The organism is Borreliella chilensis, assembly GCA_000808095.1.
GTDB lineage: Bacteria > Spirochaetota > Spirochaetia > Borreliales > Borreliaceae > Borreliella > Borreliella chilensis.
The window spans coordinates 467,954-480,808 of sequence record CP009910.1 but is presented as its reverse complement, the minus strand read 5'-3'; the positions used below and the strand labels follow the sequence as shown (position 1 = coordinate 480,808).

12 protein-coding genes and 4 tRNA genes are annotated in these 12,855 nt (G+C 26.4%); 7 read left to right on the top strand and 9 right to left on the bottom strand.

Annotated features, from left to right (window positions below; all coding sequences use genetic code 11):
* Nucleotides 1-153: 153 nt before the first annotated feature.
* Together OY14_02295 and OY14_02290 are read right to left on the bottom strand one after the other, a co-directional pair.
* Nucleotides 154-240: transfer RNA gene (locus OY14_02295), tRNA-Ser, on the bottom strand.
* Nucleotides 241-258: 18 nt separating this feature from the next.
* Nucleotides 259-332 (bottom strand) — tRNA-Arg (locus OY14_02290).
* 94 nt (nucleotides 333-426) lie between these two features.
* On the opposite strand from OY14_02290, the gene OY14_02285 reads away from it, so the two are divergent.
* A complete protein-coding gene (locus OY14_02285; GenBank protein AJA90272.1) occupies nucleotides 427-1,134 on the top strand; it encodes a hypothetical protein in 708 nt (235 codons plus the stop codon).
* Nucleotides 1,135-1,165: 31 nt separating this feature from the next.
* Here OY14_02285 and OY14_02280 read toward each other — a convergent pair.
* The 4 genes from OY14_02280 to OY14_02265 all read right to left on the bottom strand — a co-directional run bounded on the left by OY14_02280 (nucleotide 1,166) and on the right by OY14_02265 (nucleotide 4,279).
* Nucleotides 1,166-1,252, bottom strand: a tRNA-Ser gene (locus OY14_02280).
* Nucleotides 1,253-1,308: 56 nt separating this feature from the next.
* Nucleotides 1,309-1,397 (bottom strand) — tRNA-Ser (locus tag OY14_02275).
* A gap of 64 nt (nucleotides 1,398-1,461) precedes the next feature.
* Nucleotides 1,462-2,769 (bottom strand): tetratricopeptide repeat domain protein, encoded by a 1,308-nt coding sequence (locus tag OY14_02270; GenBank protein ID AJA90271.1) that lies wholly within the window; start codon nucleotides 2,767-2,769, stop codon nucleotides 1,462-1,464.
* Nucleotides 2,762-4,279, bottom strand: coding sequence for a fibronectin (locus tag OY14_02265; protein ID AJA90270.1), 1,518 nt, complete (start codon nucleotides 4,277-4,279; stop codon nucleotides 2,762-2,764). Before OY14_02265 ends, OY14_02270 begins: the two co-directional genes overlap by 8 nt.
* 121 nt (nucleotides 4,280-4,400) lie before the next feature.
* Between OY14_02265 and uvrC the strand changes: the two genes are divergently transcribed.
* Nucleotides 4,401-6,212 (top strand): excinuclease ABC subunit C, encoded by a 1,812-nt coding sequence (gene uvrC, locus OY14_02260; protein AJA90269.1) that lies wholly within the window; start codon nucleotides 4,401-4,403, stop codon nucleotides 6,210-6,212.
* Between the two features lie 70 nt (nucleotides 6,213-6,282).
* On the opposite strand, the gene OY14_02255 is transcribed toward uvrC, so the two are convergent.
* Nucleotides 6,283-6,924 carry a hypothetical protein gene (locus OY14_02255; GenBank protein ID AJA90268.1) on the bottom strand — a complete coding sequence of 214 codons (642 nt, stop codon included), beginning with the start codon at nucleotides 6,922-6,924 and terminating at the stop codon, nucleotides 6,283-6,285.
* A gap of 3 nt (nucleotides 6,925-6,927) precedes the next feature.
* Nucleotides 6,928-7,917, bottom strand: coding sequence for a DNA polymerase III subunit delta (locus tag OY14_02250; GenBank protein ID AJA90267.1), 990 nt, complete (start codon nucleotides 7,915-7,917; stop codon nucleotides 6,928-6,930).
* A 56-nt stretch (nucleotides 7,918-7,973) separates the two neighbouring features.
* On the opposite strand from OY14_02250, the gene OY14_02245 reads away from it, so the two are divergent.
* Nucleotides 7,974-9,128: a glycosyl transferase family 1 gene (locus OY14_02245; GenBank protein AJA90266.1), complete on the top strand. Its 1,155-nt coding sequence runs from the start codon at nucleotides 7,974-7,976 to the stop codon at nucleotides 9,126-9,128.
* Here the strand turns inward: OY14_02245 and OY14_02240 are convergent.
* Complete coding sequence (locus tag OY14_02240) at nucleotides 9,120-9,962, bottom strand: mechanosensitive ion channel protein (GenBank protein AJA90265.1); 843 nt, start codon at nucleotides 9,960-9,962, stop codon at nucleotides 9,120-9,122. The genes OY14_02245 and OY14_02240 overlap by 9 nt on opposite strands.
* Nucleotides 9,963-10,185: 223 nt before the next feature.
* Between OY14_02240 and OY14_02235 the strand changes: the two genes are divergently transcribed.
* Genes OY14_02235 through OY14_02220 form a run of 4 tightly spaced genes read left to right on the top strand, consistent with a single transcriptional unit; the run spans nucleotide 10,186 to nucleotide 12,854 of the window.
* The gene (locus tag OY14_02235; protein AJA90264.1) at nucleotides 10,186-10,779 is read left to right on the top strand and encodes a chromate transporter; all 594 of its coding nucleotides are present in this window, start codon (nucleotides 10,186-10,188) and stop codon (nucleotides 10,777-10,779) included.
* Nucleotides 10,776-11,309: a chromate transporter gene (locus OY14_02230; protein ID AJA90263.1), complete on the top strand. Its 534-nt coding sequence runs from the start codon at nucleotides 10,776-10,778 to the stop codon at nucleotides 11,307-11,309. Before OY14_02235 ends, OY14_02230 begins: the two co-directional genes overlap by 4 nt.
* A 2-nt stretch (nucleotides 11,310-11,311) precedes the next feature.
* A complete protein-coding gene (locus tag OY14_02225) occupies nucleotides 11,312-12,571 on the top strand; it encodes an RNA polymerase sigma54 factor (GenBank protein ID AJA90262.1) in 1,260 nt (419 codons plus the stop codon).
* The gene (locus OY14_02220; protein ID AJA90261.1) at nucleotides 12,561-12,854 is read left to right on the top strand and encodes a ribosome-associated factor Y; all 294 of its coding nucleotides are present in this window, start codon (nucleotides 12,561-12,563) and stop codon (nucleotides 12,852-12,854) included. Before OY14_02225 ends, OY14_02220 begins: the two co-directional genes overlap by 11 nt.
* The last annotated feature ends 1 nt before the right edge of the window (nucleotide 12,855 follow it).

Genomic DNA, 12,855 nt, shown 5'->3' with positions numbered 1-12,855 from the left:
AAAACAAATCAATATCTTAGCATAAAACAAAGCATTGAATTTTTATTCAAAATTAAACCTAAGACTTGCGTACTCATCAATAAATCACCTACCGCTGCTACTTTCCAGTCCTGACGGGGTTTAGCAACACTTGATAGTACGGGTCCTAGGAATCGGAGAGAATGGGATTCGAACCCATGATACATTTTACTGTATACACGCTTTCCAAGCGCGCGCCTTAAGCCACTCGGCCATCTCTCCAAACTAACAAACCTTTTTCGTGTCCAAGAGGACTTGAACCTCCGACCTTAAGAATCGCAATCTAACGCTCTATCCAACTGAGCTATGGACACAAACAATTAATTTTTATTGTAATAAAAATTACTATTTATTACAATAAAAATTAATTGGGAATAATAAAAACATTATACAGAAAATGGAGAAGCTGTGAAAACTAAAGCAATCATTTTTCTTCTAATATCATTAATTTTATCATGCGTTAAATCAGTCTCAAATGAAGTTAATTCTGAATTCATAATTAACACTAAAAACATTAAAGAAAAAAAAATATTAAAAAATAACAATATTCTCCACATAGATGCAAAAATACCTTTTATGGAAAACGTAAGCTTTGAATTTGAAAATCTTATACAAAAATGGAAAAAAGATACAATAAATAAAAAATCAAAAACTGAAAATTCACAAAATGAATATTTTTATTTCTCCAGTTTTACAATATTTAAAAATGAAAACATTGGTATTACATCTATTTTATATAAAGAATCTTTCAAAGAAAATGAATCAAACACCCTTTTAAAATATTACCCATTAAATTTAAAGGGAAACAAAAAAACAGAAATTTCAGAAATAATATCAAAAGATCAGTTAGACTCTCTAATAATCGTATTAAAAGAACAAGTAAAGACCAAGATTAAAGCTTTTTACATTAAAAACAGAGACAGTTCAAGCGAATTGGAAAAAAAATTTACAACAATCTTTCCAAGATACAAATATTACTTTAAAAATAACCAAATTATAATTTTTTATGATCCATTCTTAATTGATTGTACCAAATGTGATAAAATTGAATTTCAATTCCCTATACATGAAAATACAGAAAATGGGCATCAACACAATAAAAACCCATACTTTTGATTTTAATGCTTAAAATCAAAAGTAATAATTACGGAGAGGGTGAGATTCGAACTCACGGTAGGCTTACACCTACAACGGTTTTCAAGACCGTAGCATTAAACCACTCTGCCACCTCTCCAGAGTTAAAACAAATTTTAATAAATAAAGTACGCGCTGTCAAGATTTAAATAATTACGGAGAGAATGGGATTCGAACCCATGGTCCCCTTTTAAAAGGACAACTTCTTAGCAGGAAGCCCCATTCGGCCACTCTGGCATCTCTCCTATAGCGTTAATACAATATTATATTAGAGATATTACTATTGTCAACTAAACAAATATATAAATACTAGTAATTTATTCTAAACTCTTTATAAGTTTCTATTAAATTTTTCAAATCTCCAATAGAAATATCGATTTTAAAACAACTAAATTCTTCAAGCAAGATTTCTTGAACCATTTGCTCCTCATTGTTGCTAAATTTTAATTCAATACATTCATCTTTAATTCTCCAGATATATGTATTTACTCTTATATTGTGATCAAAAATAAAAACAGGATCTTTCAAATTTAAAGAGCTGTCAATAAAAAACAAATACTCCAAATACCAATTTACTCTTAAAGAAATTGCAAATTCTTCAAGCAGATTTTCAATTAACATATCCTCACTAGACTCAAGTAATTTCAAAAATTTTGAATAAGGTCCTGGATTAAACTCACAAAGTTTTTTCATATAAAAATAGGCATCCTCAAGATCACGATTTCTAAGAAAAAATAAGGTTGCATATAAATATATCAAATCTAGATTAGAATAATCATTAATCATCCTCTCAATAGACTTTTTAGGAGAAAATTTTAAAAGCTCAATTGTTGCAATATGCATATTATAAATCGTATAAATATTCGAAAAATTTAAAATAGCTTTAACATAAGAAGTTGTGGCTTGAGTCATGCTGCCTATTTTGTGAAAAATAGTTGCTCTATTATGCCAAATATACTTAGAATAATGAGAATCTGTTAAAAATTTTTCAGAAAGTCTAATTGCCCGGCTTATTTCCCCAATAGAATAAAAATAATACATTAAATAATTAACAACAAGGGCAAGATTAGCATCAAAAAAACTTTTATCTATACTAAAAAGACTTGCTTTTTCAAAAAATTCACTATTTTTTAAAATCCAAACATTAAGCTTAACAAGAGAATTATTTCGATTCAAATCTTTGGCCCTAGAAAACAATTTTAAAGCTTCGTCCTTATTACCCAGCATTTCAAATAAAACAGCACTATTGTTTAAAGATTGTACAAAATCGGATTTTTGCTCGTTGGCTTTTAAAAAAAAACTTAACGCAAGCTCATATTCTTTTAAATTAAAATAAAAAACTCCCAAATTATAGTTTTCAAAAGGCCCTAACTCATCTTTATTTTTTTCAATTTTACCATAATATATAAGTTTAACTAAAAAATTGTATTCACTTAAAACAGGATATGTGTTTAACACATATAAAAGCGCCTTATAATCCTTTTTTCTGAAATAAATAAGCGCTTTGAGCGAAAGAGAATCAAAATTCTCATCAAAAACCTCCAAATTGTCAAGAGAGCTTTTAAAATCGCTGTTTTTATAAAAATTTAAAGCCTTTTCAAAACCAAAATTATTCATATTTTTTAAAAATCTCCATAGGCCTTACAGAAATTTCTTTTGAGAAAGAAGTTTTATTAACACTTTTATCTAAATTGTAAGCAGCAATACTAATATAATAAAGCCTTCCATCTTCAAGTCCTGTAATCTTAAAAGAAGTTTGATTCCCAACATCAATAGGGGAAGTTAAAACACCCCCGGTTTCTCCTTGGTAATTGCCAGAGGCAACTCCAATATAAATATAATACCCCTCAACACTACTATTAACAACAGGAATCCATTCAATAAAAACCTCTCTAGAACCTGGGATAACTTTTGTGATTACAGGAGGAAATGGAGCTGCTTCAGGAACATAAGTAATCGACATGCTGTAAAGAGAAGGGCTGTTTACAGAATCTCCACTAGGATAAAATTCAACTTTTATTTGGATGTATTTTGATATTTTTGAATCTGGAAAGTCTTTTTTAGGATCAAAATGAATCCACGCTCCAGTTAAATTTTTCTTAATATTTCCGTAGCTATCTGTATCATAGAAAACCTTATTATCTAATCTGTAATAGTAAACAATCTCTGTATCCTTAGGAACATTGGAATCAACATCAAAGGACAATACTTGAGAATAATATTTAGAAAGCTTAATAGGCTCTGTAATAATGTATCCCATGTTCTTCGAAAAAAAGGCATTACTAACCTCTTCAAAGCTTTTATGTATTTCTAAATTCTCAACCGCACCAGTAAAATAAGTTCCCAAGGTAAAATCAATAAAATTGCCAATGCTTAATAAATAGCCTGAGCTCTCCTTTTTATCATCGGTTATATATTCTATTGCTTGAGGTTTAGAATCTATTAAATATTCAAGCATACCGTCTCTTTGCCTATATCTTAAAGTATGCAAATGCCATTTCTTTGGAATAAAATCATCATTACTTTTCATTCTAATCTTGATAGGATTTTTATTACCTTTTAAAAATACATTGTTTAAAACCCAAACAAAATTCCCTTCATCACTTTCTAACCTGATAGACTGATCTACCCATGAATTATTAATATTTTTATAACCATTCCAACTAAAGATAATTTCCCCTGTAACAGAAGTTGTTCTATATACCCAAAACTTAATAGTAAAATCAGAAACAGTATTACCTGAGAAAAAGAAAGCTTTCTTTGTCAACGGCTTAAACTTAACAGGATTTTGATTTGAATAAAAAATTAAAGAACCATTAGAAACATTACGAAATTCATTTGACACTCTCAAGCTTTTTGCACTAACCAAATAGTTTGAAGAGGTGTCTTTCAATGTATTATCTTTTCCTATTTCTAAGCGCAAATCAATATTATTTAAATCTAAAACGGTTTTATATCTATCCAAATAAATACCAAGTAGCCCTCTAACATCTCTTTCAAAAGTAATATTGCTAGAATCTTGAATAAATTTAAAATTTTTCTTTGAATCAAGTATCAACTTCAATTCTTGAGAGAAAAGAATAGAAAAGCACAAAAAAAATAGCAAGAGCATTAAAACTAATCTCATTTTTGACCTTTTATTTTTTATTATCCATATTTTAAATACCTCAAAACATAAAACAAATTAAATTTATGATACAATATTATATCATAAGATGATTTCTAAAATCTAAAAACTACCTAGCATTATGAAAGAGAACCTAATAAATCTATTTGAAAAAGTAATAAAATTACCAACTACAAGTGGCTGCTATAAAATGCTAAATGAAAACAAAAAAATACTCTATATTGGGAAAGCAAAAAATCTAAAATCAAGAATAAAAAGTTATTTTTTAGAAAAAAATAGTCACAAAATCAAAATATTAATGAAAAATGTAAAATCAATAGAAGTTATTACAACAAACAGCGAATACGAAGCATTGCTTCTAGAATGCAATCTCATCAAAGCTCACAAGCCCGATTACAATGTAAAATTAAAAGATGGTAAAGGTTATCCCATGGTAAGAATAACTCATGAAAAATATCCAAGAATTTTTAAAACTAGAAAAATAATTAATGACCAAAGCGAATATTTTGGGCCATTTACCAATGTAAAAAAATTAGATCAGGTATTGGATTTTATTAACAAAACATTTAAAACTAGGAAATGTAAAAAAAAATCTAATGTTCCTTGTCTATATTACCATATGGGACAGTGCCTTGGAGTATGTTACAAGGAAAATCTTGAAAAGGAATATCAAAAAGAACTAGAGAAAGTAAAATCAATACTAAATGGAGATATATCTGAGATATTAAGCCAAATTAACATTAAATTAAAACTTGCCATACAAAAAGAAGATTTTGAAACTGCTATTAAGTTAAAAGAAATTAAAAACTCTTTAATAGAAATTAATCAAATTCAAATCATTACAAAAGCTAATAGTTTAAACATAGACTATGTGCACTTCCATCCAGGAGAAAATGTAAATACAATAATAGTATTAAAATACAGAAATGGAAAATTAGTTGAAAGAGATGCAAACTTTGATGAGAGCATATGCGAAAAAAATGAACTGGTTTTACAATTTTTGATTCAATATTACACATCTATTAATATGGTAGTCCCCGATAAAATTCATATTTTTATCAAAGATATTGACACTAAAAATGTTGAAAAACTAATAAATGAAATCAAAAATACAAAAACAGAAATTATTTACAAAGAAACAGAAGAAATCTTAAAAATAATGGAAATGGCCATATCTAATGCTGAACTATCTTTCAGAGAATATGAAAATAAAAGCAACAAAGCACTTGAGAGTTTAAAAATTTTTCTAAAAATGGATAAACTACCCAAAGCAATTGAAGGATTTGACATTGCTCATCTCAAAGGTCAAGAAACAGTAGCTTCTATGGTTACTTTTAAAATGGGAATACCCTTTAAAGAAAACTACAGGCTTTATAAACTAAATTCCTTATTAAAAGGAGAAATTGACGACTTTAAGGCAATAAAAGAAGTAATCTCAAGAAGATATTCAGAAATAATCAATAAAAACTTAGAGCTACCAAATTTAATTTTAATTGATGGAGGAAAAGGACAACTAAATGCTGCTTTTTCTATCTTAAAAGGCTTGAAAATAGAAAACAAAGTTATAGTCTGTTCGTTAGCAAAAAAACATGAGACAATATTCTTAACAACCAACAAAAAAGGAATAAACTTGCCCCAAGGACATCCTGCTCTTAGAATACTGCAAAATGTAAGAGATGAAGCGCACAGAAAAGCTAACAGATTTAATAAAAAAAGAAGAGAAAAAATAAACCTGTTATATACAAAAATAAATGGAATCGGAGAAAAAACAGCTAAAAAAATATTACAATCAATTGGATCTTATCAAGATATATTACCTCTTAGTGAAAATGAAATTTCAGAAAAAATAAAGGTAAATATTCAACTTGCTAAAAGAATAAAAGAATTTGCCGTAAAAGCAAACTCAATAAAAAATTATAATCACGATAAATAAATTGTAAATTAAATTAAAATTTTATATAAACTTGAATAATACTAAAATTACAAATTTTTTAATCGGATTACTATTTGTTAATATTTTTTAAACTTAAAACACTATTTGAAATTCCAGGCGCTAACACTAAAAAAAGATCATTAATAAGCTTATTTCTAACTTGCATATTAAAAACATCTCCCAAAAGCTCTATTTTATAGCCTTCAGAAGAACTATTAACTAATCTAAAAAAATGAACAATCTCAGTATAATCAAAATTATCCAGCTCTTTAATAACTTCATTTATTAAATTTTTAAATATTTTTTTACGCTCTTTTTTTTCTAGATTTCTAATCTTTGAAGATCTTTTCTCAATTTTATTTAATTTAACAAAAAGCTTTCCTATTCCACTTTGAAAGTTAACGTTTTTAATAACAACTTCAAATTCAAAACCCTTAGTAATATTTTTTTTACCTATTATTTCATATTTTAGATTATTGAAAAACAAAGGATAAAAAATAAAATCATCCTTTGCCTGAGATTTTAACCCACAAATTTTTGCTCTCACGTCATCGTCATTTGGAATATTCAAATAGTCAAAAAATATTTCAGGTTGGCTTTGAAAATTTTTAATAGAATCAAGAAACTCTATTAAAATAATTTCTGCCAATTGAGATTCAGATCTACAAGATAAAAAACAAAACAATACAATCCAAATTAATTTTTGCCTCATGTCTTAAAAATTAAATTTTGACTCTTCAGAGCAATGGATTAAGAAATTATCATTAAGATTTAAGATTGAAAATATTAAAAAATATGACAAATTTTGATGAATATTTTTAGAATAAATTCTCAAATATAAATCAAAATTATATAAAATTTTCAAAACAATTTTTATCTCTTCAATTGAAAAATTTTTAATACCTATTCTATAAATTTTATTTAATGAAAAAAAAATTTTATTTTTATTCAACGCACTCTGCAAACTGCCACATATATTATAATCTATTTGAATTTTTAATAGTCTTTTAAATTGCCAAATAAGACTCATTAAAACATTGAGCAAATCTTCTCCCTGATCCAAAATGGACTTAATCTTTATCAAAGAATAAGTCATATCTTTTCTTAAAATTGAATTAAATAAAGAAAAAGTGGTTTCAAAACGAATAAAACTAATCCAAGAAGTTATGTCTTTCTCATCAATAGTATTGTTCTTAGCAAAAAGCGCAAAAGAATCTATATAAAATTTCAAAATTTTAGTATCTGAATTTAGCATTAAAAGCATTAAATTTATTGCAGAATCTGTTATCTTAATATTAAGACTAAAAAAATTTCTTTTTATAAATGTAAATTTGTCATCATCAGAAATCTCATAAAAAACTTTTTTTATAAACTTAAGCTTATTTTTAAAATCAATATTACATGTATTACTATTGGAAACAAAAATAACAGTTTTATTGCTAGATTTTAAAATTACATTGCATATTAATTCTAAATCTTTTTCTGCTTTTAAAAGCTCAGATTCATAAATAATAAAAATTTCTTTTTCTGAAAAAAGAGAATTGGAAAACAGCTTCTCAACAAGCCCCATAACTGAGAGTTCTGACAAAAAAAGTTTAGTAACCAAAACTCCTGATTTAAAAGCATCCATCTTTATTAACAGTTCTTTTAAATAAGCCTCTTTCAAGCCTTGTTCACTACCTAATAATAAATAAACCACCTGCATTAAAGTAAATTATAATCCAAGTACCAAATATATTATACTTAAGCTAGGAGGAGAATATGAAAGTTGCAATATTTACAGATACGTATATCCCAGAGAAAAATGGAGTAGCAACATCAATAAAGCAAATTAAAGAAGGATTTGAAAAAAATGGATATGAAGTTTACATATTTTGCCCAAAATCCAAAAAATCTTTAAAAGAAAAAAACGTTTTCAGATGTTCATCTATCCAAATAAACAAAAAACTTGATGCTGTAATAGCTTTTCCCAACAAACGGAAAATATCTAAAATAATACAAAACTATAAACCAGACATCATTCATACTCACTCCGAATTTACTATGGGAAAAATTGGAAAACAAATTGCATTAAAACAAAACATACCAATAGTTCACACAAGTCACACAATGTGGGACTATTATTTGCATTACTTAGGAATTTTAAAATACTTTATTAAACCAGATAAAATGATGCAAAAACATTACAATAAAATAAAACATTTTATTTATCCATCAAGCAAAGCAAAAGAGCGGTATTTCCAACTATCAAATAATTCTAACTACAAAATAATTCCAAATGGGGTTGATAGAAAGCTTTTCATAAAAAATCTAAACAAAGAAAAAAAAGACGAAATTTTAAAAAAACACAACATAAAGCATACCGACAAAATAATCATATTTGTTGGAAGAATAAACAAAGAAAAAAACATAAATTCATTAGTAATACATTTGAAAGACCTTTTAATTCAAAACAAAAATTACAAGCTTCTCCTTATTGGCAAGGGAAGTGAAGAAAAGGAAATAAAAGATTTTAGCATCAAACATGGACTTGAAAAACAAATATTGCTAATAGGAACAATTCCATGGGAAGAAATATACTATTACTACAAAATTTCTGACATCTTTGCTAGTCTATCAAGAAGTGAAGTATATCCAATGACAGTAATAGAAGCACTAACTGCTGGAATACCCGCTATTTTAATAAATGATTATATATATAAAGATGTAATAAAAGAGGGAATAAACGGATTCTTAATAAAAAAGTACGAGAACCTATCTCAATACATAGACAAAGTAATAAAAAATGATGAAACGCTAAAAACATTCAAACAAAACGCAAAAAAACACTCTACTAAATTTTCAAGTCATCTTTTCACAAAAAAAATTGAAAATTATTACTCAGAAATTATTGCAAAGAAAAAATTATCAACATAGTTTATCAAAAGGTATAAAGCAAATTGGAAGCTTAATTTTCATATCCAATAAAACTTTTTTAATAGATTCCCCAATAAAATATTGGAAATCCCAAAAAACTTCTGTATTAACAAAAAATCGAACCTGCACGACTATATAATAAGGGGTATATTCTTTGACAATAATAGTAGGAGAACAAACTTCAACATTAAATTTCTTATTATTGAAAATCATTAAATCCTCTATTTTATCTTTTAATATACCAATATTTGTGTCATAAGGAATCTGAAAAGAAAACACAACTCTTCTTCTAGGATTGGCTGAAAAATTAACAACAAAATTGGATGTAAGCTTGCTGTTTGGAATTTTAATAATCTCTTCATCAAATGTTTTGAGTGTAGTGAAAAAAATTTGGACATTCTCAACCAAACCCTCAACATCCCCACATTTAATATGATCCCCACACTTGAAAAACTTAGAATTCAAAACAATAAAGCCGCTAACAAAATTAGATAAAATGCCTTGAGCAGCAAGTCCAATAGCAAGCCCCAATGATCCAAATACAGCAATAATAGATGTTGTAGGCACTCCAAGATATGGCAATATTACTAAAACAATTACAAAATCTGTTAATATTTTGAAAAAAGATTTTAAAAAATTAAAAACTGTAGCCTCTAACCTCTCCTCTAGCTTAGCCTTTTCCAAAGTCTTGAATAAAATTTTACCCATTTTCTTAACGATTAACTTTAAAAAATACCACAGCACTACAGCAATCGAAATTTTCAAACCATAGTCCACCACGCCCTCAAGAATATGATTAAAATAGTCTTGAAATATAAAAAACTCCTTAAACAAACTAAACTTTTCTTCTAAGCTTCGCATAAATCAATTGAATTATAGCACAAAAATAAATAAACCTTTTATAATAGCAAAACTCTAATAAAAGAAATAAAACAATGTTTTAAAATCATAATAAAGTCTGTTTTTATTACCTCTGCTCAACAACAAAATGCACATCACGACAATATTTGTGGTACAATAATATGCTAAAGGTTTTTTACTAAATTTAACAAAACAAATGCATAAAAAGAAACAAAAAAAAATATATGAAATTCTGGACTTGTTTTTACTTGTCTTTAAAACAACAACACTTACAATTGGCGGAGGATTAATAATTATATCTGAGCTTAAAAAAATACTTGTCAAAAAAAGGAAAATAATATCTGAGGATGATTTTAACAAAATACTAGCAATATCAAATGTTATTCCTGGAGTTACAGCGATTAATTTTGTATTCTTAGTAGGAAGAAAATTTGGGGGCTTCCCATGCGCATTTTTACTAGTTATTGCCGGAATTTCACCTTCCATTATTGCAATAATAATGGTCTTTCTTTACCTAAAATTAGTACCAGACAACAATCATGTTGAAAAATTTCTAGAAGGTGCAAAAATCTCTTCAATTATCATAATGTTAACAGTTGTCTTAAAATTTTCAAAAAAAATGTTAAATAACTCTATAGTAAAATGGATAATATGTTTTTTTATAATTTTTACAATTTTTAAACTAAAAATAAGAATATCATATATACTGTTAATCTTCTTTTTAGTCTACATGTTAAAATACATAGCAATAAAAAAAATATCAAATAAAGAAAAAAAGGATATCGGTTGATTTTAATAAATTTATTTATCACATTTTTAAAAATCGGATTGTTAAATTTCGGAGGTGGCAATGGAATTGCAGCGATAATAAACAATGAAATAATTAATAATAAACAGTGGATAACAAAAGAAGAATTTGTCAATATGATTACAATATCAAGAATAACACCTGGACCTATTGCCACAAACATAGCAACATATGTTGGAATGAAAACTTCAGGAATTGCAGGAGCAATAATTGCTACAATAGCATTAATAACCGCACCAATAATAATAATGATTATAATCATGTTAATGCTCCACAAAGTTGGTTTTTTAAATTATTATCTAGAGAATCTAAAACCTATTATTGTTGCACTATGGATAATTACAATAATCATTCTGCTTGAAAATACATATTTAAAGATAGAAAACAACAAAATAGAGCTTTTAAGAACCTTGGCTATTGTGGGAATTAATTTTTTTATTTTATTTATTTATAATAAAATAAGCCCAGCGCTAGTAATTATAATTAGTGGAATTTTTTATACATTAATATAAATATGATTAAACAAAAATTAAGATTATCTCAAAATTTAAATTCAATTCAAATTCAAACAATAAAAATGTTGAGCCTTAACAAAAAAGAATTAACACAGCTAATGCTAGAAGAAAGTGAAAATAACGAATACCTAGAAATAGACTCAAATAAAATATTTTTTGAAACATTAAAAACATACAAGTTTAAAAAAGTTTTTTATAAAGAAGATGATATATTAAAAAATCAACACGACATAGCTCTTGCAAAAACACAAACAAACACTTCTTTAAAAGAACACCTTTTGCTGCAATTAAGAATTCAAAAAATAAATGAAGATGAACTTAAAATAGGCGAAATATTAATAAACAACCTAAACAGCAGGGGGTTTCATATCATAAACCCCTATGACCTCTTTAAAAAGGAAGAACAAGAAAAAGTAAAAAAAATAATTGAACTTATTCAAAAATTTGATCCAATTGGAATTTGTGTTCCCAATATAATAGAATCACTAATTTTGCAAGCAAAGTATCATAAATTAGAAACCAATATTATCAAAATTCTTGAAAAAGCAGAACTTCTTGAAAAAACTCAAGAAAAGCTAAAAGAAGAGCTCAAAATAAGAAGCAAAGAATTTAATAAAGCCTTAGAAATTATCAGACAAAAACTCAACCCAAACCCGACATTTGAATTTAAAGACTCAGACGATACTAATTTCTATATTGATCCAGATATTTTAATAATAAAGAAAAATAACAAATTTGAAGTTAAAATCAAAGAAGTCAATATCTTTAAAAAAGAACTAAAAAAGAAAAACGAAAATCCTCAAAAACAAAAAAAAGCAAAATGGTTGATCGAATCATTAAGGTACAGAGACGAAATACTTGCAAAAATAGGAATAGCTATATATACATTGCAAAAAGAATTTCTCAGAAGAGGTTTTAAAAGTTTAAGACCAATGAGCTTAAGCATTTTATCAGAAAAAATTAATGTATCAAAATCAACAATATCAAGAGCAATAAAAAATAAATATTTAAAATGCGAATGGGGCACCATATTAATAAAAGAACTGTTTAGCTCTGTTGGTGGAGCAAAAACAAATGAATTTTCAAAATTAAGCATTAAAATAACAATAAAAAAGTTGTTAGAAACAAATAAAAAGATGTCAGATAAAACGATTTCTGCTATACTGAAATCCAAAGGAATCTCTATTTCTAGAAGAACAGTAAACAAGTATAAAAATGAATTGAAATTTGAGAAAGGAAAAATATATTATGGAACCTAAAATTCAAACGGTTAATTATAGCTTACATGAGAATGAAAAAATTTTTATTCTCAAAAAGCTAGAAAAATTTGATAATCATATCAAAAAACATGTAGAAAATTTAAAAATTACAATAAAAAAAGAAAATGAAATTTTTGAATTTGACGCACATATCCACTTTAATTGGGGAAAGATAATACATATACGAGAAGACGGAAAAATACTTCTTAACCTTATTGATAACACAATAGAAAAACTTTACAAAACAGCAACTAAAGAGAAAGAGAAAAAAAACAACAAATAAG

What these genes read in the sequence shown, in the direction of transcription:
- OY14_02270 (AJA90271.1), bottom strand. Translation starts at nt 2,769, where the DNA reads ATGAATAATTTTGGTTTTGAAAAGGCTTTAAATTTTTATAAAAACAGC.
- OY14_02265 (AJA90270.1), bottom strand. Translation starts at nt 4,279, where the DNA reads ATGAGATTAGTTTTAATGCTCTTGCTATTTTTTTTGTGCTTTTCTATT.
- uvrC (AJA90269.1), top strand. Translation starts at nt 4,401, where the DNA reads ATGAAAGAGAACCTAATAAATCTATTTGAAAAAGTAATAAAATTACCA.
- OY14_02255 (AJA90268.1), bottom strand. Translation starts at nt 6,924, where the DNA reads ATGAGGCAAAAATTAATTTGGATTGTATTGTTTTGTTTTTTATCTTGT.
- OY14_02250 (AJA90267.1), bottom strand. Translation starts at nt 7,917, where the DNA reads ATGCAGGTGGTTTATTTATTATTAGGTAGTGAACAAGGCTTGAAAGAG.
- OY14_02245 (AJA90266.1), top strand. Translation starts at nt 7,974, where the DNA reads ATGAAAGTTGCAATATTTACAGATACGTATATCCCAGAGAAAAATGGA.
- OY14_02235 (AJA90264.1), top strand. Translation starts at nt 10,186, where the DNA reads ATGCATAAAAAGAAACAAAAAAAAATATATGAAATTCTGGACTTGTTT.
- OY14_02225 (AJA90262.1), top strand. Translation starts at nt 11,312, where the DNA reads ATGATTAAACAAAAATTAAGATTATCTCAAAATTTAAATTCAATTCAA.
- OY14_02220 (AJA90261.1), top strand. Translation starts at nt 12,561, where the DNA reads ATGGAACCTAAAATTCAAACGGTTAATTATAGCTTACATGAGAATGAA.